Annotated in this window: 24 protein-coding genes; 9 read left to right on the top strand and 15 right to left on the bottom strand. The window is 67.3% G+C overall.

Annotated elements, in window-relative coordinates; translation table 11 throughout:
• Both IHQ52_RS06095 and IHQ52_RS06090 read left to right on the top strand, forming a co-directional pair.
• On the top strand, positions 1-720 hold the full coding sequence (locus IHQ52_RS06095) for an ATP-binding cassette domain-containing protein (RefSeq protein ID WP_096273004.1): 720 nt from the start codon (positions 1-3) through the stop codon (positions 718-720).
• A complete protein-coding gene (locus IHQ52_RS06090) occupies positions 717-1,595 on the top strand; it encodes an ABC transporter permease (protein WP_096273002.1) in 879 nt (292 codons plus the stop codon). The genes IHQ52_RS06095 and IHQ52_RS06090 overlap by 4 nt, the downstream gene beginning before the upstream one ends.
• On the opposite strand, the gene IHQ52_RS06085 is transcribed toward IHQ52_RS06090, so the two are convergent.
• Both IHQ52_RS06085 and IHQ52_RS06080 read right to left on the bottom strand, forming a co-directional pair.
• Positions 1,513-2,397: a DNA-3-methyladenine glycosylase family protein gene (locus IHQ52_RS06085; protein ID WP_040004800.1), complete on the bottom strand. Its 885-nt coding sequence runs from the start codon at positions 2,395-2,397 to the stop codon at positions 1,513-1,515. The two genes, IHQ52_RS06090 and IHQ52_RS06085, sit on opposite strands and share 83 nt — an antisense overlap.
• A 219-nt stretch (positions 2,398-2,616) precedes the next feature.
• The gene (locus IHQ52_RS06080; protein ID WP_096273000.1) at positions 2,617-3,855 is read right to left on the bottom strand and encodes an amidohydrolase family protein; all 1,239 of its coding nucleotides are present in this window, start codon (positions 3,853-3,855) and stop codon (positions 2,617-2,619) included.
• Between the two features lie 486 nt (positions 3,856-4,341).
• Here IHQ52_RS06080 and IHQ52_RS06075 point away from each other — a divergent pair, with 486 nt between their 5' ends.
• Entirely contained in the window at positions 4,342-5,418 is a 1,077-nt protein-coding gene (locus tag IHQ52_RS06075; protein WP_096272998.1) for a linear amide C-N hydrolase, read from the top strand.
• 149 nt (positions 5,419-5,567) lie between these two features.
• Here the strand turns inward: IHQ52_RS06075 and lpdA are convergent, their stop codons facing one another.
• The gene (gene lpdA / locus IHQ52_RS06070) at positions 5,568-6,953 is read right to left on the bottom strand and encodes a dihydrolipoyl dehydrogenase (protein WP_006436825.1); all 1,386 of its coding nucleotides are present in this window, start codon (positions 6,951-6,953) and stop codon (positions 5,568-5,570) included.
• Positions 6,954-7,073: 120 nt separating this feature from the next.
• On the opposite strand from lpdA, the gene IHQ52_RS06065 reads away from it, so the two are divergent.
• Positions 7,074-7,667, top strand: coding sequence for a TetR/AcrR family transcriptional regulator (locus IHQ52_RS06065; RefSeq protein WP_096272996.1), 594 nt, complete (start codon positions 7,074-7,076; stop codon positions 7,665-7,667).
• Positions 7,668-7,747: 80 nt separating this feature from the next.
• Positions 7,748-9,016: an NADH:flavin oxidoreductase gene (locus IHQ52_RS06060; RefSeq protein WP_096272994.1), complete on the top strand. Its 1,269-nt coding sequence runs from the start codon at positions 7,748-7,750 to the stop codon at positions 9,014-9,016.
• A 75-nt stretch (positions 9,017-9,091) separates the two neighbouring features.
• Here IHQ52_RS06060 and IHQ52_RS06055 read toward each other — a convergent pair whose 3' ends face one another.
• Positions 9,092-10,684, bottom strand: coding sequence for a serine hydrolase (locus tag IHQ52_RS06055; RefSeq protein WP_096272992.1), 1,593 nt, complete (start codon positions 10,682-10,684; stop codon positions 9,092-9,094).
• Between the two features lie 262 nt (positions 10,685-10,946).
• On the opposite strand from IHQ52_RS06055, the gene IHQ52_RS06050 reads away from it, so the two are divergent.
• From IHQ52_RS06050 to IHQ52_RS06035, 4 genes are all read left to right on the top strand, one after another.
• Positions 10,947-12,998 carry a prolyl oligopeptidase family serine peptidase gene (locus tag IHQ52_RS06050; RefSeq protein WP_096272990.1) on the top strand — a complete coding sequence of 684 codons (2,052 nt, stop codon included), beginning with the start codon at positions 10,947-10,949 and terminating at the stop codon, positions 12,996-12,998.
• A 264-nt stretch (positions 12,999-13,262) separates the two neighbouring features.
• On the top strand, positions 13,263-14,006 hold the full coding sequence (locus IHQ52_RS06045; RefSeq protein WP_006436830.1) for a TerD family protein: 744 nt from the start codon (positions 13,263-13,265) through the stop codon (positions 14,004-14,006).
• On the top strand, positions 14,003-14,782 hold the full coding sequence (locus tag IHQ52_RS06040; RefSeq protein ID WP_096272988.1) for a cyclase family protein: 780 nt from the start codon (positions 14,003-14,005) through the stop codon (positions 14,780-14,782). Before IHQ52_RS06045 ends, IHQ52_RS06040 begins: the two co-directional genes overlap by 4 nt.
• A 5-nt stretch (positions 14,783-14,787) precedes the next feature.
• Positions 14,788-16,464: a thiamine pyrophosphate-binding protein gene (locus IHQ52_RS06035; RefSeq protein ID WP_096272986.1), complete on the top strand. Its 1,677-nt coding sequence runs from the start codon at positions 14,788-14,790 to the stop codon at positions 16,462-16,464.
• Between the two features lie 78 nt (positions 16,465-16,542).
• Here the strand turns inward: IHQ52_RS06035 and IHQ52_RS06030 are convergent, their stop codons facing one another.
• From IHQ52_RS06030 to IHQ52_RS05980, 11 genes are all read right to left on the bottom strand, one after another.
• Positions 16,543-17,337, bottom strand: a complete 795-nt coding sequence (locus tag IHQ52_RS06030; RefSeq protein ID WP_238064271.1) for a hypothetical protein — start codon at positions 17,335-17,337, stop codon at positions 16,543-16,545.
• A gap of 63 nt (positions 17,338-17,400) precedes the next feature.
• Positions 17,401-18,351, bottom strand: coding sequence for a polyphosphate kinase 2 (ppk2, locus tag IHQ52_RS06025; RefSeq protein WP_024500235.1), 951 nt, complete (start codon positions 18,349-18,351; stop codon positions 17,401-17,403).
• A gap of 101 nt (positions 18,352-18,452) precedes the next feature.
• On the bottom strand, positions 18,453-18,971 hold the full coding sequence (locus IHQ52_RS06020) for a DUF6764 family protein (RefSeq protein WP_006436835.1): 519 nt from the start codon (positions 18,969-18,971) through the stop codon (positions 18,453-18,455).
• A gap of 134 nt (positions 18,972-19,105) precedes the next feature.
• Positions 19,106-19,546: an SRPBCC family protein gene (locus IHQ52_RS06015; RefSeq protein ID WP_006436836.1), complete on the bottom strand. Its 441-nt coding sequence runs from the start codon at positions 19,544-19,546 to the stop codon at positions 19,106-19,108.
• A gap of 106 nt (positions 19,547-19,652) precedes the next feature.
• Positions 19,653-20,330, bottom strand: coding sequence for a DUF4166 domain-containing protein (locus IHQ52_RS06010; protein WP_006436837.1), 678 nt, complete (start codon positions 20,328-20,330; stop codon positions 19,653-19,655).
• Positions 20,331-20,490: 160 nt separating this feature from the next.
• On the bottom strand, positions 20,491-21,099 hold the full coding sequence (locus IHQ52_RS06005; RefSeq protein WP_096274891.1) for a TetR/AcrR family transcriptional regulator: 609 nt from the start codon (positions 21,097-21,099) through the stop codon (positions 20,491-20,493).
• Positions 21,100-21,168: 69 nt separating this feature from the next.
• Positions 21,169-21,987, bottom strand: a complete 819-nt coding sequence (locus tag IHQ52_RS06000; protein ID WP_096272984.1) for a tyrosine-protein phosphatase — start codon at positions 21,985-21,987, stop codon at positions 21,169-21,171.
• A 51-nt stretch (positions 21,988-22,038) separates the two neighbouring features.
• Positions 22,039-23,064, bottom strand: a complete 1,026-nt coding sequence (locus IHQ52_RS05995; protein ID WP_096272982.1) for an alpha/beta hydrolase — start codon at positions 23,062-23,064, stop codon at positions 22,039-22,041.
• A 239-nt stretch (positions 23,065-23,303) separates the two neighbouring features.
• On the bottom strand, positions 23,304-23,627 hold the full coding sequence (locus IHQ52_RS05990; protein WP_232513163.1) for a hypothetical protein: 324 nt from the start codon (positions 23,625-23,627) through the stop codon (positions 23,304-23,306).
• 166 nt (positions 23,628-23,793) lie between these two features.
• The gene (locus tag IHQ52_RS05985; protein ID WP_309148638.1) at positions 23,794-24,210 is read right to left on the bottom strand and encodes an MSMEG_6728 family protein; all 417 of its coding nucleotides are present in this window, start codon (positions 24,208-24,210) and stop codon (positions 23,794-23,796) included.
• Positions 24,211-24,250: 40 nt separating this feature from the next.
• Positions 24,251-24,895: a DsbA family oxidoreductase gene (locus tag IHQ52_RS05980; RefSeq protein WP_006436842.1), complete on the bottom strand. Its 645-nt coding sequence runs from the start codon at positions 24,893-24,895 to the stop codon at positions 24,251-24,253.
• Positions 24,896-25,047: the final 152 nt, after the last annotated feature.

Below are 25,047 nucleotides of genomic sequence, written 5' to 3'. Positions count from 1 at the left end.
GTGCTCGACATCAACGGCCTGTCCGTCCGAGTGGGCGGGCAGGCCGTTCTCGATGGGATCACCACTCACGTCGACGACGGTGAGCTCGTCTATCTGCTCGGCCGCAACGGCACCGGAAAGACCACGCTACTGCGGACCATCTGCGGTGTGATCCCGCCCTCTGCGGGACGAATCCTCTTCGACGGCAAGCGATTCGCCGAACTCGCCACACCATCGACGGTGATCGGTATGCACCTGGGCACCGACGGCGCCCATCCCGGACACACCGCCCGGCGCCACCTGACCTGGCTCGCCCGGGCCGGCGGGATCCCGACCGGCCGGGTGGCCGAGGTCCTCGACCTCGTCGGACTCTCCGACGTCGCCGACCGCCGGGTCGTCGACTACTCCCTGGGCATGCGGCAGCGGCTCGGGATCGCGACCGCGCTCCTGGGCGACGCCCGGACGCTCATCCTCGACGAGCCGGTCAACGGTCTCGACATCGACGGCATCCGTTGGCTCCGAGGCCTTCTCCGGGACCTCGCCGACGACGGCCGCCGCCTGCTCATCGCCTCTCACCACCTCGACGAGGTGGCCCGCACCGCCGACCGCGTCGTCGTCCTGGATTCCGGTCATGTCACCGCCGATGCGCCGCTGACCGAATTCATCGGTGGGCATGCGGATCTCGAGGAGGCATACCTCGCCGCGGCGGCCGGCCTGACATCCGCAGGAGTCACCCCATGACCACCACACTCGCGGCCGTGGTGGGCCAGATCCGTCGCGGCACCCGCGCCGAGCTCACCCGTGTCGGCGGTGCACGCAGCATTCTGCTCTACGGGCTGATCCCGGGAGCGGTACTTCTGCCCCTCGTCATCACTTTCGGCGTCGCCACCGTCGCCGAACGGTTCGCGTCGATCTCGGGCAGCATCCAGGTCACCTCGGTCACCACGACCAATTCGGTCTACTGGGTCATCACCTTCACCGTGATGATCTGGGCCGTGGTCGCCGCCTACGCCCAGGCGACCGCGGAGCGCGGTGCGCTGGGAGAGCTCGCCCGCCACCTCTACCCGCGGCGCTGGACCGGTCTGGTCTCCCGGTGGATCGCCTACGGCACTGGCGCCGCCCTGTGTAGCGCGGCACTGGTCGCGCTGGTCATGGCGATGCTGCCCACCTTCTTCCCGAAGGTCTACAGCGGGGTCGACATCGGTTCGGCGGAGGGGGTCCGCTTCCTGATCGCGGTGCCGGTCTTCGCGGTGTTCGCGGTCGGGATCGGCATCGGACTCGCCGCGATCATCGGCCACCCCGCGGGAACCGTTGGGGCACTGCTAGGTTGGGCGTACGTCATCGAGAACGCGATCAGCCTGGTGCCCGACGGTTATACGCTGCAGCAGTACATGCCCTTCCTCAACGGAACCTTCGGCACCGGACAGGAACTCGCGTTCATGCCGCCGTGGGGTCCCACCGGAGGACTCCTCTACTGCGGCGCGATCGCGCTGACCCTCGTCACCCTCGGATGCATCACGCTGACGCTCCGGGTCAGAAGGACCGGTAGTCGCGCACCGTCATCCGCGGTCCGCGCCGCTCTCGGCGGACGCCGTGCAGCTCGACCATCCGGATGATCCGACGCCGTTGTCCGGCATAGGGTTCCAGCAGTTCGAGCATGCCCGCGTCGTCGACCGGTTCGCCGATGAGGGTCATGCCCACCAGTGTCGGGATGTGATAGTCACCGACCGACACCGCGTCGGTGTCGCCGACCGCACGCGCACGCGTCTCCGCCTCGGTCCAGCGCCCCACGCCCCGTAGGAGCCGGAGCCGGTCGTGGTGGCGCTCCACGTCCATCACGGTCGCGCCGCGGATCGTGCGCATGCGCACCGGTTCGATGCCGCTCCGGTGCCACTCCCACGACGGGATGTCGGCCCACGCGGCCCGCGGCGGCGGCACACGCATCGTGTCGGGTACCGGACCGGGCGCCGGTTCGCCGAAGCGGCGCACCAGATATCGCCACGCGCGGAAGGCCTCGGCGCCGACCACCTTCTGCTCGAGGATCGCCGGTACGAGCGCCTCCCACACCCGGTCGGTCCGGCCGATGCGCAGGCCCACCGACCGCCGGACGAGTCCGGCGACCACGTCGTCGTGCACGGTCATCGCCTGCGGGTCGTCGGAGGCACCGAGGAAGTCCGGCAACTGCTCGAGCAGCCAGTCGGCTCCCGGACCCCATGCACGTCCCAGCACTCGGGAACCGTCGATTCGCAGGGTCTCGGTGCCCGGGCCGTCGGGGGTCTGTACAGCGCGCCAGATCGACCCGTCGCTGCCGTAGACGAACGTGGGGTCACCGGCTCCCCGTCGAAGATGACCGACAGTGCCCCGAACGTCGAGCGGCCACGGCAACTCCCACTCGCGGACACGTTCGACGACACTCACCGCTCCGAGCGTAGTCCGCACTTCCTAGGTCCGTTTCTCGCCGAATTCCGGAAAAGGACGGGATATGTGTGCGAAGAATTCATCGGCCATTCCGAACCGCCGGCCGTGAAAAGAGTGCCGGGATACGACGAGAGCCGGTGACCGAACTGGTCACCGGCTCTCGTCGATGCGTCACAGGAAGCGATTCAGCGCTTCCACGAGTTCACTCCCCGCGATCGATCAGAGTGCGTATCCGCCGCGGTTGGAGGCGGTCTTGCCCTCCTTGAGGACCAGGAGGATGTTGTCGTGGTCGGCCAGCGAATCGATGGCGGCGAGCGGATCGCCCTTGACGACGACCACGTCGGCGAGCTTGCCCGGCTCCAGGGTGCCGAGGGTGTCGGCGACGTCGCAGAGCTCGGCGGAGGTGCGGGTGCCGGCGACGATGGCCTGCATCGGGGTCATGCCACCGAACTTCACCAGGCAGCCGAGCTCGCCGAGGGTCGCCCCGTGGTCGGGGACCAGACCGGCGTCGGTGCCCACGGCGACCTTGATGCCGGCCTCGATCGACGCCGCGATGGACTCGTGTGCCAGGTTGTGCCACTTCTCGGATTTGGCGACCGCCTGCGGGGTCGCGGTGTCGGGCTTGAGGGTCTCGATGAGGGTGGGCACCAGGTACTGACCGCGCTCGACCATCTCGGCGCGCAGTTCGTCGGTGAGGGCGTAGCCGTGTTCGATCGAATGCGCGCCACCCTGGACGGCGGCCTGGATCCCGGCGAGTCCGATGGCGTGAGCCGCGACCTTGCGACCGCCGTAGTTGTGGGCCTCTTCGACGAGGGCGGCGACGATCTCGGTGCGGGCACCCAGCCAGTCCGGGTCGTCGCTGGGAGAGGAGACACCGCCGCTGGAGGCGACCTTGACGACGTCGACACCGCTGCGCAACAGCTTGCGGACCTCGCGGCGCGCCTCGTCGACGGTGTCCACGAGGAGACCGCCGATCAGGCCGGTGCCGTCGAGGCCGGACGCGATGTGGAAGTCGGCGTGGCCACCGGTCTGGCTGAGCATCTTGTCGGCGACCAGGAGTCGCGGACCGGCGACGAGACCGTGGGCGACCGCGTCCCGAACGCCGACGTCGACGCCCATGAGGTCACGCACGGTGGTGACACCGGCGCCGATCGTGGTCTTGAGGCGGTCGATGAGCTCGAAGTAGCGGTACGACGGCGGGACCATCGCTGCGGAGATCGGTGAGCCCTTGGTGCCCGGCAGCGAGAGATGCACATGGCAGTCGAAGAATCCGGGAGTGACGGTGTTGCCCCCGACATCCACCTTCACCGGCTTCGCCGACTCGTCGATCTGCGGGGCACCAGCAGCCGCACCGGCGTAGGTGATCTTGCCGTCGTCGATCACGACAACCGCGTCGGCGATCGGGTCGGCTCCGGTCCCGTCGATCAGACGAGCATTGTGCAGGATGGTTGTGCTCATAACGTTTGGTTATACCGTGAATTCCGATCTTCCCGGGCATTCGCAATTCGATCCCGGAGAGGCCTGCGCGGACCTTTTGGAACGTGCGAATTCGATGGTGGACGCCGGAATCGCGGCGAACTCCCACGTCATCCGCTTCTGTGTCCCGTACCGATCTGTCCAGGCGTTCCGCAATCGGTGTCAGAGCAATCCGCACCTGCTCAAATTTGCCGCCCGAACCGCTTGTTGTGTCACGAAATTGCCGCCCTCGAGTCGGCTGCAATCGGGTGATCGGGGAAGCCCGGTCGCCGCCGGTGCGCGATCCCTTCCCGGGCGGACCGGAACAGTCCGCGCCGGGGTGCCGGCGCCTGCCGACCCAGCGTCAAGAATGCGCCGACTTCACTGTGCGGCAGAACATTCGAGATCCTCATGAGTATGCTCACCGGCGACGGACTCCGTCTGTGCGGAGACCGATCCCCATCGCGATGAGTTAGGCAGTGACAACGCATGTGCACACGAGTGATCTGGCCCGACGCCAACGGTTCGGTGCTGGTCGGCCGGAACATGGATTTCCACAAGGATCTGATGACCAACCTGTGGAAGCAACCACGCGGCGTGAAGCGCGACGACGGCGTCGAGGGTGAGCTGACCTGGACGTCGAAGTACGGCAGTGTGATCGCGGCGGCCTTCGACATCATCTCGGTCGATATCATCTCGGTCGATGGGCTCAACGAAGCCGGTCTGGCGGGACATGTGCTCTGGGTGGCCGAATCCACCTATGGCACCTACGACGGGTCGCGCACCGCGCTCAGCCAGGCCATCTGGTTGCAGTACTTCCTCGACAACTTCGCCACGGTCGCCGACGCCGTCGCGTGGGTGGAGGAAACCGACGTCCAGGTGGTGCAGATGGACGACCCGACCGGCGGCACCCCGCCCACCATCCACCTGGCGCTCGACGACGCCACCGGCGACTCGGCGATCATCGAGTACATCGACGGCCATCCGAAGGTCTACCACGATCCCTCCTACCGCGTGATGACCAATTCACCGACCTTCGACAAGCAGCTCGAGCTGGTCAAGGAGATCCGTGGACTCGGCGGCGACAAACCCCTGCCGGGTTCCACCCTCGCCGCCGATCGATTCGCCGGCGCGTCGTACTACGTCGAACGTCTCGCCCAGCCGGACACCCAGCTCGAGGCCATCGCCGCGATCTTCAGCGTCATCCGTAACGCCGCGCAACCCTTCCGCATCCCGGACCCGGGCAAACCGGATGCGTCGCAGACCATCTGGCAGACGGTCACGGATCTGACGAACAAGCGTTTCGTCTACGAATCGACCACCCGCCCGAACATCGTGTGGGTCGACCTCGCCGATCTGGACTTCAGCGAGGGTTCGCCGCAACTCAAGCTCGACCTGTGCGGCCGCCTGGCAGTCGAGGGCGGACTCGCCGGCAACGTCAGTGACAAGTTCGAGGACGACGGGCCGATGACCTTCCTGTCGTTGCAGATCCTCGAGGAGCTCGAGAAGGCCGCGGAGACGCAGAACAGCGAGACCCAGAACAGCGGGGCTCGGACCGGGGAATAGTCACCCGCCCGATCCTCGCCCACAGCACAGACCACAACGGCTGCTGCCGGCCCGCCCCTTTCGGGATGGGACCGGCAGCAGCCGTTGTCGGTGGCCAGTGGTAGATCATGTGCCCGATCGCGCCGTGGCCGACCAACCCGACGCGCGGCTCACAGATTGATCATGTGCCCGATCGCGCCGTGGAACGTCTCCTGCAGCGCCTCTGACATCGTCGGATGCGTGTGCACGTTGCGTGCGAGCTCCTTGGCGGTGAGATCCCACTTGTGGGCCAGCGTCAGCTCGGGGAGAAGTTCGGAAACGCCGTCGCCCACCAGGTGTCCGCCGAGAAGTTCGTCGGTGTCGGCGTTGGTGACCAGCTTCGCGAAGCCGGTGGTCTCGCCGAGCCCCTGTGCCTTTCCGTTGGCGGTGAACGGGAACGTGGTGGCCTTCACGTTGTACCCCTCGTCCTCGGCCTGCGCCTCGGTGAGTCCGAAGGAGGCGACCTGCGGCTGGCAGAAGGTGGCTCGCGGGAGGAAACGGTAGTCACCCAGGGTCATCGTCTCGGCACCGGCGATGGTCTCGGCGGCGACGACGCCCTGCGCCTCGGCGACGTGGGCGAGCTGCAGCTTGGCGGTGACGTCACCGATGGCATAGATGCCGTCGACGTTGGTGCGCATGTAGTCGTCGATCGCGATGGCGCCGCGGTCGGTGAGCTCGACGCCGGTCTTCTCCAGACCGAAACCCTCGACGCGCGGGGCGAAGCCGACGGACATGAGGACCTTGTCGACGGTCAGCTCGCCGTCCTTGTCCTTCGCGTCCTTGTAGGTGACGGTGACGCTGTCGCCGTTGTCGGTGACCGACTGCACCTTGGTGGAGGTCAGCAGCTTGACGCCGAGCTTCTTGTATTCCTTGGCGACGGCCTTCGACGAGTCGGCGTCCTCGTTGGGCAGGACGCGGTCGAGGAACTCGACGATGGTGACGTCGACACCGTAGTTGGCGAGCACGTAGCCGAACTCCATGCCGATCGCACCCGCGCCGACGATGACGATGGACTCGGGCAGCTCACGGGTGAGGATCTGGGTCTCGTAGGTGACCACGTTCTCCGACAGTTCGACGCCCGGAAGCAGCTTCACGGTCGAGCCGGTGTCGATGATGACGTTGTCGAAGGTGATCTCCCGATCGCCGACCTTGATGGTCTTGGCATCGGTGAACACGCCATAACCGTCGATCTCGGTGATCTTGTTCTTCTTCATCAGGTAGTGGACGCCTTTGACGATGCCGTCCGAGACCTTGCGGCTGCGGTCGAACGCCGCGCCGAAGTCGAAGGACACGTCGCCACTCATGCCGAAGGTCTTGGCCTGGTGATTGAAGATGTGCGCGAGTTCGGCATTACGGAGCAACGCCTTGGACGGGATACATCCGACGTTGAGACACACACCGCCCCAGTACTTCTCCTCGATGACGGCGGTTTTCATGCCCAGCTGAGCCGCCCGGATCGCGGCTACGTACCCACCTGGACCTGCACCCAATACAACTGTTTGAAAGTGTTCAGCCACGCCTGCCACCCTACGTCCCGTCGATGGTCCGTCGCAGTCCGTCCCCACTACTCGCCGGTAACACCGCGACGGGTTCAATCACTGTTTGAAACGCTGTTTGATCTGTGGTTTCATCCCACTGTGACCCAGACCACCGATGCGGCGGCACCCGGGGCCGGATCGGCCGGTACCCGCGAGACCCTGCTCGCCGTCGCCGAACGGCTCTTCCTGGCCGACGGCTACGACAAGGTGTCCGTCCGCGCGATCTGCGCCGCCGCCGACGCCAACCCGGCGGCCGTGCACTACCACTTCGGAACCAAGGACGACCTGACGATCGCCCTGCTCGAATCCCGGCTGGCGCCGTGCTGGGCCGACGCCCTGGCGTCGATCGATCCCGAGACCGACTCGGTGCGTCACGTCGTCGACGTGCTGCTCGCACCGTTCGTCGAGCTCCAAGGCGATCCGACCGGTCACCTGCACCTGCGGCTGCTGTCACGGTTCGTCCTCAACCACCCGACGGTCGGCTGGACCGCCCGGTGGTTCGGCCTCGATCCGTTCGCCGACATCCTGCTGGACGCCATCCCCGGACTGCCCGCCGGCGCGGCACGCCGACGCTGGGCACTCGCCTTCCAGCTGATCCTCCTGCGCTTCGGCAGCACCGAGCCGCTCGACGCCAAAGCCGTCGCCGCCCTCGCGGAGTTCGTCACCGCGGGGCTGTCGGCGCCCCCTTCGTGACAGCCCTCCGCAAGCTCCGGGCTTCCTCAGGGAGCAGAAAGCCAGCCCACCCAAACCGACACCGATTGAGAGGAACCGACGTGGACAGCCCCGACGCCGGACCGTTCAGCCCAGCGCAGCTCGGCCCGCTCACCCTGCGGAACCGACTGATCAAATGCGCCACCTTCGAGGGCATGACGCCCGACGCCCTCGTCACCGACGAACTGATCGAGTTCCACCGCGAGGTCGCGGCCGGCGGTGTCTCGATGAGCACCGTCGCCTACTGCGCCGTCTCGCCGGAAGGTCGCACCGACCGTCACCAGATCTGGATGCGTCCCGAGGCGATGCCCGGTCTGCGCAAGCTGACCGACGCCATCCACTCCGAGGGCGCACTCGCCGCCGCCCAGCTCGGCCATGCCGGCGCGGTGGCCAACTCGGTGTCCAACCGCGCGAAGGCGTGGGGTCCGGGCCGCATCCCCGCACCGATGGGGATGTCGTTGACCCACAAGGCATCTGTCGAGGACATCGCCGAGTTGCGGATCAAGTTCCGGCGGGCCGCCCGCATCGCCGTCGACTCCGGCTTCGACGGGCTCGAGATCCACTGCGGGCACAACTATCTCATCTCCAGCTTCCTGTCTCCCCTGCTCAACCATCGTCGCGACGGCTACGGCGGGAGCCTGGTCAACCGCGCACGCATCGCCCGCGAGGTCGTCGAGAGCGTGCGTGAGGAGGTCGGGAACGAGGCCGCGATCTGGGTGAAGCTCAACACCTACGACGGCGTGGGCAAGCCCGACATCGAGCGGTCTCCGGAGGCACGGGCGAAGGGGCGCGCCAAGCTGAGCAGCTTCAACGTCGACGAGGCATGTCAGGTGGCGCAGCTGCTGGAGTCCGACGGCCATCTCGACGCCATCGAACCCACCGCGGGCAGCTCGCTGCTCAACCCGATGTACCTGTTCCACGGGGACGCCCCGCGCAAGGAGTTCGCCGACGCCTTCTCCGGCGCAATGAAATACGGGCTCAAGACTTTCGCACCGGTCTTCCTCAAGCGCTACCAATACCACGACGGCTATCTGCTGCCGCTCGCCCGCGAGCTGCGCAAGGCGGTCGACCTGCCCATGATCCTGCTCGGCGGCATCACCGACCGGGCGTCGATGGACATGGCGATGGCCGAGGGCTTCGAGTTCATGGCGATGGGCCGCGCGGTCCTGCGAGAACCCGATCTGCCGCTGCGGATCGCCGCGGACCCGTCGACGAAGTCGCGGTGCATCCACTGCAACCTCTGCATGCCGACGATCTACTCGCACACGCGGTGCCCGATCCGCACGGGCGAGGTTCCCGACCCGCTCGCCACCGCATCGCCGACGAGCTGACGCTCACGGCAGCTGTCGCAGATCGTGTCGCCGGTCGAACCGATCCGCGACAGCTGTTGCACGGTCGAACCCGTCTCACCTCCGCAGGAAGACCCCGTCGCTCTCCTCGTCGTCGTAGTACTCGACCGTCATCTTCGGACCGTCGAAGGTCACCTGCGAGATCGTGCCGATCTCGGCGTTCTCGTCGTGCAGGGTGAAGGTGAAGGTGTTGCGGTCCCAATGGGCGAGTTCGTGCTTGCGGACGCCGCCCGGACCCATTTCGAGGAACAGCTTGCCGTCCCGTTCGACGACCTCGGCCGGTCCGTACACAGCGTTCGCGTAGGTGCCCACGAACGTCGGCATCGGCTGTGACGGCGTGGTATTCGCCGGACGCTGCTCTCCGACGAGCTCGCCGTTCGGCACGCTGAGGGGCGCATAGACCTTGGCATAGAGCTCGCGCCAGTCGCTGCGGATCTCGCCGAACTGCACGAGGTCCATGAACTCGGCGGCCAGCGCGTCCACCGCGCCGATGGGTGCGGCGTTGGACAGCACGACGATCGCCGTGTCCGCAGATGGCAGCATCGCGAACACGGTGCCTGCACCGGACGCGAACGCGCCGGCGTGGCTGAACTGGGTGCGGGCGTCGGCCGTCACGCCCACGTTGAAGCCGTAGCCGTAGAAGCCGGCACGCGTGTCCGGGTTCGCCGGCGGACTCGACACGACCTGCGGCGACACCGCGGGCAGCAGTGCGTCCGGGGCGACGATCTCCGCGCCGTCGTGCTTGCCCTGCGCCAGAACCATCTTCAGCCAGGTGGCCATGTCGTTGACCGTCGAGCTGACCCCACCGGCCGGTGTCTGGGCGTCCGGGTCACGAGGGATGGTGGTCTTGGCCCACTTGCCGTCGATCTTGATGTGCCCGACGGCACGGTCGGTCCGCTTCTCGAAATCCGCGTAGCGGGAACTGGTGCTGGTCATGCCCAGTGGTCCGTAGATGAGATCCTGCGACAGCGTCGGCCAGTCCTTGCCCGCCTTCGCGGCAACCGCCTCACCGCCGGTGGTCACACCGAAGTTGGTGTAGGCGTAGCTGATCCGGAACGGGTCGAGAGGCATGAAGCGGAGCCGCTGGAGAACCTCGGTCCGCGAATAACCCATGTCCTCGAGTTTGTCGCCGGCGTGGTCCGGCAGTCCGGATCGGTGCGAGTACATGTCCCCGACGGTCACCGTGCGGGTGACGTACGGATCGGAGAGCGCGAACCAGGGCAGCCCGTCGACGATGGGCATGTCCCAGGCCACGGTCTTGTCGGTGACCGCCGCGCCGACCACCGTCGACCCGACGGATTTGGACACCGACGCGAGCTGAAAGACGGTGTCGGGATCGACCTTCTGCCCCGTGGTCACGTCCTTGACCCCGAATCCCTTCGCATACTTGGTCTCACCGCCCGACACCACCGCCACCGCCAGACCCGGCAATCCGGTCGACGACATCAGCGACTCGACGAGCCCGTCGAGCTGCCCGACGGCCTTGTCCACCGCGTCGGCCGGCAACGGCCTCGCGACGACGGCGTTCGGGTTCACCAACGCCGACGACCCCGACGGTTCGGTCGGCGGGGAGCCGGTACCGGAGGACCCGCTGTCACACGCGGCGACGAGGGCCACCACCGAGAGCGCCGAACAGACCGCCAACGGCACCCGCCCCCATCGGGGAGCATGTCGTCGCGGGAAACTGCCTGAGAAGCGGCCGCGAACACGGCCATGGCGCCGGACGGGGGCCGAATCGAAAGTGGGCATGCGGATCTCCTCATCCTCGCGCAGAGAAGATACCGCGTGGTGCGTCGCCAGGTCGCGATTCCCCAGTTCATCGGCACGATTTCGGCCGAGCGAGGCACAGACGTACCGCGGGCGGGCCCCGCAACACCCGCGACCGGCACCCGGCCCGCGTAAGTTTGACGCCATGACCGAGCAGGCCGACGCCATCTCCACCAGCATCGACGATCCCTACCTCTGGCTCGAGGACGTCACCGGCGACGAGGCGTTGACGTGGGTGCGCTCCCACAACGAACCCACCGTAGAGACGCTCTCGTCGTCGAACCGCTTCCGCGACATGGAGGCGTCGGCCCTGGCGATCCTCGACACGGACGACCGCATCCCGTTCGTCCGGCGTCGCGGCGAGTTCCTCTACAACTTCTGGCGCGATGCGGCGAATCCTCGCGGGCTCTGGCGACGGACGACGCTGGAGTCCTACGTGACCGACGCGCCCGAATGGGAGATCATTCTCGACATCGACGAACTCGCTCGCACCGAGGACGAGAACTGGGTGTGGTCGGGCGCGACGGTGCTCCGGCCCGAGTACGAGCGCGCGCTGGTGTCGCTGTCCCGGGGTGGTGCCGACGCCAGCGTGATCCGCGAGTTCGACATCCCGTCGCGGCAGTGGATCACCGATGGCTTCACGTTGCCGGAGAACAAGTCGAATGTGCGCTGGATCGACCGCGACACCGTCTACGTGGGAACAGATTTCGGGGAACAGCCGGACGGTGTGGGCTCGCTGACCGACTCCGGCTATCCCCGCGTGGCCAAGCGCTGGTCGCGGGGTGCGCCGCTCGAGGACGCCATCACGGTCTTCGCCGGCGAGAAGAGCGACGTGTCGGTGCACGCGACCTACGACGACACTCCCGGGTTCGAGCGGCACTTCGTCTCGCGTTCGACGGACTTCTTCAACTCCCTGTTGTTCGAACTGCGCGACGGCGAACCGGAACTGGTCGACGTCCCGACCGACGCTCACGCCGGGGTGCGGATGAACTGGCTGCTGGTGATGACGAGGTCGGAATGGGAGGTCGCCGGTACGACCCACGCGCCGGGCACCCTGCTCGCGTTCGACTACGACGACTACCGTGCCGGCGGCCGCGAGGCCGCGGTGCTGTTCATCCCGGACGCGCACACGAGCCTCGTCGACTATGCCTACACGCGTTCACATCTCATCATCGTGACGTTGCACGATGTGCACACCCGGGTCGAGGTGCGCGAGCTCGGCAGCTGGGAGGTCGTCGACTTCCCGGGCCTCCCGGACCTCGCCACCGTGTCGGTTCTCGACACCGATCCCGACGAGAGCGACGAGGTGTTCTGGATGGCGGCCTCGTTCACCGATCCGCCGAGTCTGCTGCACAGCGACGGCACCAGTCCTCGGGTCATCAAGCGCAGCCCGACGTTCTTCGACTCCGAATCGGTGATCGCCGAACAGTATTTCGCGACATCGGAGGACGGGACCCAGATCCCTTACTTCGTGATCCGCCGCCGGGACGTGACCACCGGCCCCACCTTGCTGTACGGCTACGGCGGTTTCGAGAACTCGCTCACCCCGAACTACCTGTCGATCTCCGGCAAGAACTGGATCGAACGCGGTGGCACCTACGTGATCGCGAACATCCGCGGCGGCGGCGAGTACGGACCCTCGTGGCACACGCAGGCCCAGAAGGCCGGACGCCACCTGGTGTACGAGGATTTCGCCGCCGTCGCCGGGGCTCTCGTCGACAGCGGACTCACCACCCCGGAACAGCTCGGCGCACAGGGGGGTTCCAACGGTGGACTCCTCATGGGCGTCATGCTCACCCGCTACCCGGAGCTCTTCGGCGCGTTGGTGTGCCAGGTCCCGCTGATCGACATGAAGCGCTACCACCTGTTGCTCGCAGGCGCGTCATGGGTTGCCGAGTACGGCGACCCCGACGATCCCGAGCAGTGGGAGTTCATGCAGCCGTTCTCGCCTTATCAGAACATCGATGCGGATGCCTCGTACCCGCCGATCCTCGTGACGACGTCCACCCGGGACGACCGCGTCCATCCCGGCCACGCCCGCAAACTGGTTGCGCGGCTGGAGGAGACGGGCCACGAGGTGATGTACTACGAGAACATCGAGGGCGGTCACGGCGGTGCCGCGGACAACAAGCAGGCCGCATTCAAGACCGCACTCGCCTTCGAGTTCCTGTGGCGGAAGCTGGCTCCCGAGTCCTGATGCATGAGGTGCGACAAGCGCACGACCACCCGCCGGTTCGTTCCAGAACTCTCTCACCGACGCCGGGAGGCACACCACACCCGTCCGCACCGACGCCGGACGGCCGGACAGCGGAGGGCACGCTGGTCATCGCCTCGACATTCGGCCGGAGCGCCCGGGCCCAGGCTCCTGCACGCGGCTGCTGACGCCGTCGACTCTCCACTACCCTGGGCAGCAGATCGCCGGCACCGACGACGATGTCAGCACGACGAGATGAGGAACGAGATGGGGATCGACTACACCAAGCGCCCGAAAGCCCAACCGCCGCAACCGCCTGCGCAGCCCCCATCGACTCCGCCCGCACCGGGCTACGGCCAGCAGGCACCGGCTCCGACCCCCGCCTATGGTCAGCAGCCGCCCGCCCAGCCGGTGTCGCTCTCCAAGATCACCCTGACCAAGTCGGCGCCGAGTATCTCCCTGAGCAAGCAGGGCGCGACCACCGGTCAGGTCCGCGTCAACCTCAGCTGGACCGCGAACTCCTCCGGCGGCGGCCTGTTCCGCAAGGCCAAGGGCATCGACCTCGACCTCGCCTGCCTGTGGGAGTTCACCGACGGAAGCAAGGGAATCGTCCAGGCCCTCGGCAACTCATTCCAGGCACCCCGCGACGGACAACCGATCATCCGCCTGGACGGTGACGACCGGCGCGGCGCCGGCGGCGAGAACATGTACATCGACCTCTCCGCCACCAACCGGATCCGTCGAATCCTGATCTTCGCCTACATCTACGAGGGCACCCCCAACTGGGCGAGCGCCAACGGCGTCGTCACGTTGTCCCCGGCCAGTGGCCCGGAGATCGAGGTCCGTCTCGACGAGGCCGACCAGTCCGCGATCTCCTGCGCGATCGCGCTGCTCGAGAACCGCGGCGGCGAACTGGTGATCAACCGCGAGGTGCGTTACATCCGCGGTGCTCAGGACAAGATCGACGAGGCATACGGCTGGGGTATGAACTGGCGGGGCGCCCGCAAGTGAGCGCCACCGCACTCTCTGGTTTCCTCACCGGCCTCGCCGACGGATCCCTGCAGGTGATCGACCTGACCACCCCGCTGTCGAGTTCGACTCCGGCCCTGCGGTTGCCGGCCCCGTTCGTGAACCTGATCGACTTCAGTCTCGAAGAGGTCAGCGCCTACAACGAACCCGGACCGTACTGGCGGCACAACAACATCCACACCGGGGAGCACATCGGCACCCACCTCGACGCGCCGATCCACTGGATCAGTGGTCGCGACGGTGACGACGTCTCCCAGATCCCGGTGCAGCGGCTGATCGGGCCGACCGCGGTCCTCGACTTGACCGCCCAGGTCGCCGACAACCCCGACTACCTGCTCGAGGTCGCCGACGTCGAGGCGTGGGAGGCCGATCACGGCGAGCTGCTGCCGGGCGCCTGGCTCCTGCTGCGCACCGGTTGGGAGTCGCGCGGCGGATCGGAGGCCGAGTTCCTCAACGTCGACGAGACCGGCTCGCACACCCCCGGCGTCTCGGTCGAGTGCGCGCAGTGGCTGGCCACGCAGCGGCAGATCGCCGGGCTCGGCGTCGAGACCGTCGGCGTCGACGCCGGTCTCGCGGGTGGTTTCGATCCGGCCTTCCCCGTCCACTACCACTTCCTCGGCAACGACAAGTACGGCCTGACCTCGCTCCGCAACCTCGGTTCGCTGCCGGCGACCGGCGCCGTGATCGTCGTCAGCCCGCTCCCGATCGTCGGTGGTACCGGTAGCCCGTCGCGGGTCCTGGCGATCGTCGAGAGCTGATCGGTGTGACCGGCACTGCAGCAACGTACGGCCCCACGGTCGCCGACGTCGTGGGCCGGGTTCTCGCCGACCTGGGCGTCGGTCACGCCTTCGGGGTCGTCGGCAGCGGCAACTTCGTGATGACGAATGCGTTGCGCGCCGGTGGGGTCGGGTTCACCGCGGCTCGTCACGAAGGCGGTGCGGCATCCATGGCCGACGCCTACTCGCGTATGTCGGGCCGGGTGGGTGTGCTGACCGTGCACCAGGGCTGCGGACTGACGAACGCGGTCACCGGCATCGGCGAGGCGGCCAAGAGTCGCACCCCGATGATCGTCCTGACCGCCGACGCCCCGGCGGCTGCGCTGCGGTCGAACTTCCGGATCGACCAGGACGCACTGGCGACGAGCGTCGGCGCGGTCAGCGACCGCGTCCACGGACCGGACACGGTGGTCGCCGACGTGACCCGCGCCTACCGCACCGCGGTGACCCAGCGCCGGACCGTCGTCCTGAACGTCGCGATCGACGTGGCCGCGGCTCCTGCCGAGATCACCGGGCCGGTCGTCGCATCGGTTGCGACGCCGCGGGTCCGGCCCGACACCACGTCGGTCGAGACCCTCGCCGCGGCCATCCGCGCGTCCCGTCGACCGGTCTTCGTCGCGGGTCGGGGCGGCCGCGAGGCCGGACCGCAGATCACCGCGCTCGCCGAGGCCGGCGGCGCGCTGCTCGCGACCTCAGCCGTCGCCAACGGGCTCTTCGCCGGAAATCCGTTCGCGCTGGGCATCTCCGGCGGTTTCTCGTCGCCGACGGTCGCCGAACTCATCTCCGACGCCGACCTCATCGTCGGGTGGGGTTGCGCGCTCAACATGTGGACGATGCGTCACGGCCGCCTCATCGGCGATCAGACCGTCGTGGCCCAGGTCGACGTCGAGGTCGAGGCGATCGGTGCGCACCGTCCCGTCGACATCGGCGTGGTGGGAGATTGTGCCGCCACGGCTGCCGATGTGCTCGTCGCCCTTTCCGGTGATCCGCTGACGCACAGCGGATACCGCACCCCCGAGGTCGCCGGGCGGATCGCCAGGTCCGCGCGGTGGCAGGACGTACCGGTCACCGCCGAACCCGTCGAGGGACGGATCGACCCGCGCTCCCTGACCATCGCGGTGGACGAGATCCTGCCCATCGATCGGATTCTCTCGATCGATTCGGGCAACTTCATGGGCTACCCGTCGACGCACCTCTCGGTTCCCGACGAGTTCGGCTTCTGCTTCACCCAGGCATTCCAGTCGATCGGCCTCGGGTTGGGCACCGCGATCGGCGCGGCGATCGCCCAGCCCGGTCGGCTCCCGGTTCTCGGAACCGGCGACGGCGGCTTCCTGATGGCGATCTCCGAACTGGAAACCGCTGTGCGCCTGGCACTCCCACTCGTGGTGATCGTCTACAACGACTCCGCCTACGGCGCCGAAGTACACCACTTCGGCGACGCCGACATGACCACGGTGACGTTTCCCGAGGTCGACATCGCCGCCATCGCCCGCGGCCATGGCGCCACCGGTGTGACGGTCACCGGGTTCGACGACCTCGACGACGTACGACGCTGGGTCGCATCACTCGAATCACCCGAACCGTCCGGTCCGCTGGTCATCGACGCCAAGATCACGAATGACGGCGGATCCTGGTGGCTCGCCGAGGCGTTCGCCGGGCACTGAGCCCTTCGTGGCTCGCTTCGCTCGCACCTCAGGGAGCGCTGGACGATCGCTTCGCTCGCACCTCAGGGAGCGACTCGCTCAGCGCCGGCCGGCGAAGATCACCCGGCCCAGGAGTCCGACGACGAACATCGCAACCCCCACACCGCCGACGATGAGCGCGACGTGGGTGAGGTCGGAGTAGGCGCCGTCGATGATCAGTTCCGCGACCTGCCGACCCGACGATTCGGCACCGGAGACCTCATGCTTGGCGCGGTCGGCGAAGAACATTCCGATGGCCCAGCTGGCGACCCCGGCCGCGACGGCCCCGAGGCCGAGCCAGGCGAACACGGTGCTGCGCCGTCTGGCCAGCAACAGAGCGATGAGCCCGGCGATGACCGCCGCCGCTGCCGCCACCCGGGCGAGGAAGGTGATCTGCTTCCCCACCTCGGCATATCTACCGGCCTCGAGACCCGATGCACCATTGGTCAATTCGACGACGACCGGTCCCGAGATCTCGTTCGGGGTACCGGTCAGGTTGAGCGCCCGGTTGATCATCGCGGTGATGTCGAGCTGCATGACGGAGGTGTCCTCGCCCGGGGCGGGTTCGGTGAACAGCCAGGCGTGCTGCTGACCGACGACGTCGGCGAAGTCGAGCCGGAACTGCTCGCTGTCGGTGTATCTGCCGGCCAGTGGACGCACCAGTGCACCCGCGATCGGGAGATCGGTCCGGGCCGTGGCCTGGGCGGCTATCTCGTCGGCGAGGTAGTCCTTCACCTTCTGGTCCTCGGCCATCGGCGCCACGGTGGAGACGAATCCGTCCTGGTCGACGATGCGCAGATCGAGCCAGAGAGCGGGGACCGCGAGCACGGTCGCAGCCATCGCGACGAGCGTCATCAGGGCACTGAGAAAGCTACGCACCCCACGAGGCTACCGATCCCCCACTCCTGCGCCCGACGGCTACTCCCCCACGACGTCGGCGGCACGTCCGACGATCAGTGGGTCGGGCCGGCCGACGAACTCGCGGTTCTTGCCGTCGTACTCGAACAGGCTGAGCACGTGCCGCATCGCGTTGATGCGTGCCCGCTTCTTGTCGTTGGACTTCACCACCGTCCACGGCGCGTGGTCGGTGTCGGTGGCGGCGAACATCGCCTCCTTGGCCTCGGTGTAGGCATCCCACTTGTCCAACGACGCGAGGTCCATCGGCGAGAGCTTCCACTGCCGAACCGGGTCGATCTGGCGGATGGCGAACCGCGTGCGCTGCTCGAGCGGGGTCACCGAGAACCAGAACTTCACCAGGTTGATGCCGTCGTCGACGAGCATCTTCTCGAAGGCCGGGACCTGCGACATGAACTGGGTGTACTGCGGCGGGCTGCAAAAACCCATCACCCGTTCGACACCGGCGCGGTTGTACCAGGAGCGATCGAAGAAGACCATCTCGCCGCCGGCGGGCAGATGCTGGACGTAACGCTGGAAGTACCACTCGGTCGCCTCGCGCTCGCTGGGCTTCTCCAGCGCGACCACGCGCGCACCGCGCGGGTTGAGGTGTTCGTTGAAGCGTTTGATGGTGCCACCCTTGCCGGCGGCGTCGCGGCCCTCGAAGACCAGCAGGTGCCGCTGCCCGGTCTGCTTGGACCACTTCTGCAGTTTGAGCAGTTCGATCTGCAGACGACGTTTGGTGACCTCGTACTCGCGCCGGCTCATGCGCTCGGAGTACGGATAGTCCTGGCGCCAGGTGTCGACGACGTTGCGGTGGGGCAGCGTCAGCAGGACCGGGTCGTCGTCATCGTCGTCGTTGACCGTGAACTGCGTGACGTCGTGCAGGTCGACGAGCTGCTGAAGTGCCTCCCGGCCGTTCAGGACACTGAAGTCCGGGCCGATGTGGGGGTCTGCGTCGTGGAGATCGGTCACGATCCCACGATAGGACGCCTGGGCGGACAACACCCGACGCGCCGGTGAACGACGCGCCGCGTCGGGTGTTTTCGTCTCAGATCAGTGGGCCGCTCACCCGGTCAGTTCCGCAGATCGATGGAACCCGAATGCAGGCAAGCCTTTCCGGTGATCGAGTCGAAGCCCGCCGCGAAACCGCCGCTGCACTGCGCCCCGTCGGGTCCGGCGTAGGCCTGCCCGCCCCACCCGCCGACCGCCACCGTGGTGCCGCCGCGTCGCGCCTGCGCGATGGACAACGCCTTGGGGCCGGTGGTCACCGAATACGCCACGCCGCGCGAGTTGGCACCCGCGAGCGCCGACGACCCGGGCTGCAGGTTGTAGGACGATGCGTTGCCGCCGTTGTCCGACACGGAGATGGCGGTGCCGTTGCCGCTGCGGTCCTCGGCGATCGCGCGGCTGCCCAACCCGGCCTTGGCGCCACATCCGCTGGCACCCACGACCCGTTCGATCTGAGTCCCGTTGGACGCCGAGCACGTAACAGCCGACGCGACACCTTCACCGGACAATCCGGCGAATGCGACACAACCGGCTCCGCCGGCGAGAAGGACCAGTGCCCGCACAGCAAATTTGTTGATATTCAAAGGATTTGGCCTCCATGACGCGACGGCTGGGCAGATGACGATCCCAGGGTACCCGGGGCCGGTGCGGACCACCCGAGGGGATCGTCGGAGCGACATCGTCCGGATGACGACCCCCGGGGCACGACCCTGATCGTTCAGCCGGCGGCGCGCTTCTCGACTTCGGCGGAGAGCCCCTTACGTGCGGTGTCGACGGCCATCTTCTGTGCTCGTTTGACGATCAGTCCCGGAAGTTTGATCTTGAGATCCACGCCCAGGTCGAAGTGCACGTGCGCGCCGGTGTCGGTTTCGGTGACGGTGTACTTGCCGTGCTGTTCACTGAGCTGATTCGACTTGACCAGGTGCCATTCGCAGGTCGTCTCGGTCCACTCGTAGGTGCACGTCTGCTCGTCGGAGATCCCGGCGGCGGTGACCACCATGCGCACGGTCCTCGGTTTGCCGTCGTCGTGCTCGTCGAGGACCTCGGCCTCCTTGTGCGGGCCCGACCAATCGGGGAGGGACTCGATGTCCATGAGCACTTCCATCACCACCGAGACCGGGGCGGCGACGTGGAATTCGATGTTCGCGGAGACAGCCATGGGGTGAACCTACCGCCCGACGGTCACGGCCACACAACGAACCGTCGGCCGACGGGCCCCGATCCTGGTCGGTTGACCAAAACACGGTCCGGCCGGCGGCGGAGACTCAGCTCTCGCGGTCGACCAGGTTCACCGGCCACGCCTCGTCGGGGATGTCGCGGAGCGTGCACGCCTGGTCCACGGCGGTGAACCAACCGCGGAAATGCATGATCTCGCCGATGACGGGGTTGCGGACCGTCATGTCGCAGCGAAAGCGTTCGCGCTTCTCGTCCCAGCCCTCGATGTACTTCATCTGCGCGGTGAACAGTCCGCGCATACCCACCTTCGGCCCGCGTCCCAGCCAGCGCATCGGTCCGCTCTCGAGAAGCAGTTCGCCGCCCGGGGTCACCGAGGGCTCGATCGGATACAGGAACTCGGGTCCGTCGCCGAAGTAGTCGACGAGCCCGGTGCGTCCCGCGACGAGCAGCGAGTTGAGCTTGCGCGGACCGGTCGTGTACTGGAAGGTCCGCAGTACAGCCAGGGATTCCCGCTCCAGCTCGTCGGTGTAGCAGTAGTAGGCCTGGGTGAACGGAACCATCCGGCTGGTCTTGGACGGCAGCGCATTCCGTTTGGCGTAGTGCCAGAGAGCCGGCGGGGGGAGCGCCGAGGACACGTACACCGACTCGTACATCCCGTGACAGATCTGCGCGACACCGGAGGTGGAATCGATGCCGTAACGCCATGCGACGTTGGGATGGAGGCGGTCGAAGTCCGAGCCCAGCTCGTGCCGGAAGACCGGCGTCATCGTATCTCCTCCCGAACTCGGCCCAGCGTCGTTCTCACGGCGTATACCACCGCGGTAGCGCCACCGTGAACCTACTACGGAGCCCTTCCCAAACCAACGGTGAACAGATGACCAGGACCAGGTCCTGCGGGTTCGAAGCCTCAGGCGGCGCCGGCCGGCGTCACTGCCGATAGACCGCGGCGTCGCAGAGAGCGGCCAGTTCGGTGATGACGCGGTCGAGCGGCTCGACGCTGCGCTGAGTCTGGCAGAGCGCGACGGCACCCTCGATGGCGGCGACGACGAGATTGGCCAGCGAGTCGGCGCGTTCGCTGTCCACGCCGTCGACGACGAGCCGGGCGGTGATGAGATCGGCCCAGCGGCGGAGGATCTCGGCCGCGGCATCGGCGACCTCGGGTTCACCGCGTCGCGCCAGACCGCCCGCGATGACCGGGCAGCCGAACTGATAATCGGTGTTGACCAGCATCCGCCGCCAGACGTCGCCGATCTCGCGGACCGTCTCGGCCGGTGTGAGCGTCGCCCGGCGCGCGAGTCGTTCGGCGATGAAATCGCCTGCGTAGCGGACGGCCTCGGTCATGAGTTGTGTCTTGCCACCGGGAAAGTGATGGTAGATGGACCCGCGGGGCGCCGCGCTCGCGGTGATCACGTCGCCGATCGAGGTCGCGGCGACACCATCACGTCCGATCAGGTCCGCGGCATGGACGATCATCCGTTCACGCGGACCGCGCGCCTCCGATCCGGAGATGACGGATTCGGCGGAATGCGGCGCCATGACCTGCTCCTTCATCTGGGCCCGAGTGGTCTATGCAACTATACATAGCTCGGCACGCCAGAGTGCCAGTCAGCTTTCGACGAGGAACCGCTCGCGGATCTTCTCCTGCTCGCCCGGACCGATCCCGAGCGCCTCGACGAAGTACCCTTCGATCCCGCCGAACCTGCTGTGCACCTCGTCGAACGCGGCATCCAGATATCCCGCATCGACGCCGAGTACGCCGACCAGGAGCTGCGGGTCGCCGCCTGCTGCCGCGAAGCCGTCGAAGATGTGCTTCAGCGCCGGGATGAGCCGCTCGTTGGTCAGCAGGTAGTCACGGTAGACGTCCGCTTCGCCCACCCCGACGAGCGTCAGGAACGCGGCTGCAGCCCAGCCGGTGCGATCCTTGCCGGTCGTGCAGTGGAAGAGGATCGGACTGGGCGCGTCGCCGAGCAGTCCGCGGTAGAACTCCGAATAGGCCTCGATGGCACTGGGCAGGGTGATCATCTCGCGGTAGGTACCGGAGATCATCTCGCGCGCCTTGCCGCCGGCCAGCATCTGACCGGCCTGGGCGACCGCCACCGGATCGGCGAGCACGGCACCGATGTTGGCCGGAATCGACATCTGGGCATCGGCGAGCACATCGAGGCCGATCCCGGTGGCGCCGGGCAGTGCCGGGTCCGGGATGGCCTCCCGCTCATGCACCGACCGGAGGTCGTACACGGTCCGGAGCCCGAGGCCCGCGAGCGCGGCGAGGTCGGGGTCGGCGAGTGAGGAGAAGTCCGTCGACCGGAACAGCGTCCCGGAGCGCACCACTCGCCCGTCGCCGGTCCGCCAGCCGCCCAGGTCACGCAGATTCGGCAGGCTGCCGATCGGGCTCGGTGCACCGGGTGTCGTCACGCGACTCATCGTGGCAGATCGGCGCGGAAAGCGGGCGACCGGCGGCCGATCACGCCGCGGTCAACGACTCAGCGCGCGGTCGAGCGTCGGCCACGACTTGGCCAGTTGGTCCTGCCAGTACGGCCAGGAGTGCGTCCCGGGTTCGTAGTCGATCGTCGCCGGGATGCCGAGTTGATCGAGCCGGCGCTCGAGGTTGCGCGTGCAGTGATGCGTCGCCGCCTCGATGACACCGCCCACCGCGATCTGATCGGCGTAGATGACGGTGTCGCCGCCGATCCCCGCACCGGTGAGCCGGTCGTGCGGGCCGGGCAGGCCGGTACCCGAGCTGATGTAGATCGACTTCCCGCGGAGCTTGCCGGCATTGACCACCGGATCGTGCTCTCGCCACGCCGGCGACCCGATCGGCCCCCAGATGTTGGTCACGTCACCGCCACCGCGGAGTTCGACCACCGCCTGGATCGCCAGCCGGCCGACGTCGGTGCTCGTTTCCGCGCAGCCGCTGTACGACGCGACCGCGGTGTAGAGATCGGGAGCGGCTTCGGCAAGGCTCAGCGCCGAGGTTCCCGCCATCGAGATACCCGCGATGGCGTTGACCCCGGTGGTGTTGAGTTCGCCGTCGATGACCGGCGGGAGTTCCTTGGTCAGGAAAGTCGTCCATTTGTTGCGGCCGAGGACCGGGTCCACATTCACCCAATCGGTGTAATAGCTGTACGCACCGCGCATGGGGACGACGACGTTGACATTCTTGTCATCGACGAAGTCGACGATATCGGTCTGCTCGAACCAATGCCCGTTTCCCTCGCCGCCACCGGCGCCATTCAGCAAATAGAGCGTGGGTCGCGGTTTCGACCTGTCCGCAGGGACCAGCACGCGGACCGGGACGTCACGTCTCATCGATGCCGAATGTACGGCGAGGTCGAGGACACGACCTTGCGCGACGGCGTCGGCCAGCCGCTCGACACGGGCCGCATGCACCCCGTCATCAGCCGAAGCCGTCGACGGGATGGCAAGGGCGGCAACGGTTGTCAAGACAGAGACCAGCGCAACGGTCAGGCGTCGGTGGCGGTCACCGCCAACAGCAGACATCAGTGTCCCTTCAACTGACTTCAACCGCGCCTCGGTCTCGACAACGGAATACGAACGAATAGGAATCGATCCGGATACGTCGGACGATACTCAACATCGTCGGATGCGTCCGCTTTATGTCGGGGACGGGACACGAATTGGAGGGTCGACCACCACGTAATAGCGTTCTGCAATCGCCGGTTCGCTATGACAAGCCGCCGAATTCACCCAAACGGACCACGCTTCCCGGTCCGGCCTGTCTATTCGGTCTCGACCGGCACCGGGAACATCGTCCGCGGGTTCTGCAGGAGTGCGGGAGGCAACACGGACGCACGTGCCAATGTGCCGGTCCACCGGACGCGCCGCCGATGCGGTGCGAGAGTCTTTCCCCGCCTCGTGAATTCGTAGTCACCCTCGATCTCCCCGAGCCGAAGGATCTCGGGGTCGTCGGGATCGACGACCGCCACCTCGTCACCGGGGGTCAGGTCGTCGACGAAAGACGCGAGGACGCGGAGGTCCTTGCCCGGCCGTCGTCCCGGGCTGCACTCCTTGAGCAGGGCGCGCAGACCATCTGAGGTCGCCATCGCGGCATCGGAGTCGATGCCGGACTCCGCGCCGAGACCGACGATGTCGCGGCGGCGGAATTCGTCGTACTGCTCCGTCGACGAAGCCCGGATGATCCATACCGTTCGGCCCCGGTCGTCCAGGTCGGGAACCGTCGCGGGAGGTCCCGGCCAGAAGTACGGGAGGTTATCGGGGACGTCGCCGAATTCGGCGACGTAGAAGTCCGGGTCCTTGCGCAGAAAACGCCGAACGGTGGCTGCGATGAAGACGATCGTCGCCCAGCCACGGAGGCATGAGACCGGCGTCGGCGAGATCCGACTGGGACACGCCCACCGCCTCCGGAGCGAACTCGGCGATCATCGCGGCCGTGGTGTCCGCGCGTCCCCCACGTAGCCAGACGTCGACGAAGGCGAGGCCGTAGGAGACGAGGGCGGGAGTGTGCCCACGCCACATGGTGACCGCGGGATGGTTGCCCCAGCCGTAGTCGTACAGCTCGAGTGCACGCAGGATCTGTAGTGTCTCCACGCGCTGCTTGCCGAGCCGCGTGGGGTCGAGGGCCTCGGCGGATCGCCGGAAGTCCGGGTACGGCAGGAACGTCTGCATCACGCAGCCTTACCCGCGGAGCCCGGCGGTCCACACACGATCAGTCCGCGTGGACCTTTTCCAGGACCTGGGTGAAGGTCTCGGCGGGCTGAGCGCCGGACACCCCGTACTTGCCGTTGAAGACGTAGAACGGAACGCCGCTGATCCCGTAGGCCCGCGCCTGCTCGATGTCCGCGGCGACCGCGTCGGCATGGTCACCGGACTCCAGAGCGGCCAGCACCGCGTCGCGGTCCAGCCCGACCTCGGCGGCCAGGTCCGCGATCTCGGCGGGACGGCCGACGTGCCGGCCCTGCTCGAAGTACGCCTGGAACAGTCGTTCCGCCAGCTCGAGCTGGCGCCCGTGGGCTCGCGCGAAGTGCAGCGCCTCATGGGCCTTCAGGGTCTTGGTGTGCTGGAGGCGGTCGAAGTCGTAGTCGAGCCCGGCGTCGGCCGCGATCCCGCGGACCTGCTCGAGCATCCCCTCGACCTGCGCGGCGGGCATCCCCTTGTGCCGCACGAGGAACTCGATCTCCGAGCCCTCGAAGTCGACGGGCGTGTCGGGGGCGAGTTCGAAGCTGCGATAGGTCACCTCGACGTCGTCGCGGCCGGCGAACCCGGCGAGACCCGCCTCGAAGCGCCGCTTCCCGATGAAGCACCAGGGACACGCGATGTCGGACCCGATGTCGACTGTGATGGGAGAGGCCATGCCGTCTTCAACTCCCTTCGACCGCGCCGCATTCCGGGCGCTCCCGGCAGGTTTGGAGAAAGCGGTTGAGAGACAACAGAACCGGCCCACTCCCGAAGGAGTGGGCCGGTCCCGTTGAGATGTCAGAGCGTGTCGCTCCGAGGTGGAGAGCT

The sequence above is a fragment of the Gordonia amicalis genome, from assembly GCF_022059885.1.
GTDB classification, from domain to species: Bacteria; Actinomycetota; Actinomycetes; order Mycobacteriales; family Mycobacteriaceae; genus Gordonia; species Gordonia amicalis.
Note: the sequence above shows the minus strand (reverse complement) of the source record. Positions and strands in the feature narration are given on the sequence as shown.

Bases quoted from the DNA above. Each gene is read 5' to 3' on its own strand.
- IHQ52_RS06090 (WP_096273002.1), top strand. From the start codon at position 717: ATGACCACCACACTCGCGGCCGTGGTGGGCCAGATCCGTCGCGGCACC.
- IHQ52_RS06080 (WP_096273000.1), bottom strand. From the start codon at position 3,855: ATGAGCACAACCATCCTGCACAATGCTCGTCTGATCGACGGGACCGGA.
- IHQ52_RS06075 (WP_096272998.1), top strand. From the start codon at position 4,342: ATGTGCACACGAGTGATCTGGCCCGACGCCAACGGTTCGGTGCTGGTC.
- IHQ52_RS06050 (WP_096272990.1), top strand. From the start codon at position 10,947: ATGACCGAGCAGGCCGACGCCATCTCCACCAGCATCGACGATCCCTAC.
- IHQ52_RS06045 (WP_006436830.1), top strand. From the start codon at position 13,263: ATGGGGATCGACTACACCAAGCGCCCGAAAGCCCAACCGCCGCAACCG.
- IHQ52_RS06030 (WP_238064271.1), bottom strand. From the start codon at position 17,337: ATGACGCTCGTCGCGATGGCTGCGACCGTGCTCGCGGTCCCCGCTCTC.
- IHQ52_RS06015 (WP_006436836.1), bottom strand. From the start codon at position 19,546: ATGGCTGTCTCCGCGAACATCGAATTCCACGTCGCCGCCCCGGTCTCG.
- IHQ52_RS06010 (WP_006436837.1), bottom strand. From the start codon at position 20,330: ATGACGCCGGTCTTCCGGCACGAGCTGGGCTCGGACTTCGACCGCCTC.
- IHQ52_RS06005 (WP_096274891.1), bottom strand. From the start codon at position 21,099: ATGGCGCCGCATTCCGCCGAATCCGTCATCTCCGGATCGGAGGCGCGC.
- IHQ52_RS06000 (WP_096272984.1), bottom strand. From the start codon at position 21,987: ATGAGTCGCGTGACGACACCCGGTGCACCGAGCCCGATCGGCAGCCTG.
- IHQ52_RS05995 (WP_096272982.1), bottom strand. From the start codon at position 23,064: ATGTCTGCTGTTGGCGGTGACCGCCACCGACGCCTGACCGTTGCGCTG.
- IHQ52_RS05990 (WP_232513163.1), bottom strand. From the start codon at position 23,627: ATGGCGACCTCAGATGGTCTGCGCGCCCTGCTCAAGGAGTGCAGCCCG.
- IHQ52_RS05985 (WP_309148638.1), bottom strand. From the start codon at position 24,210: ATGCAGACGTTCCTGCCGTACCCGGACTTCCGGCGATCCGCCGAGGCC.
- IHQ52_RS05980 (WP_006436842.1), bottom strand. From the start codon at position 24,895: ATGGCCTCTCCCATCACAGTCGACATCGGGTCCGACATCGCGTGTCCC.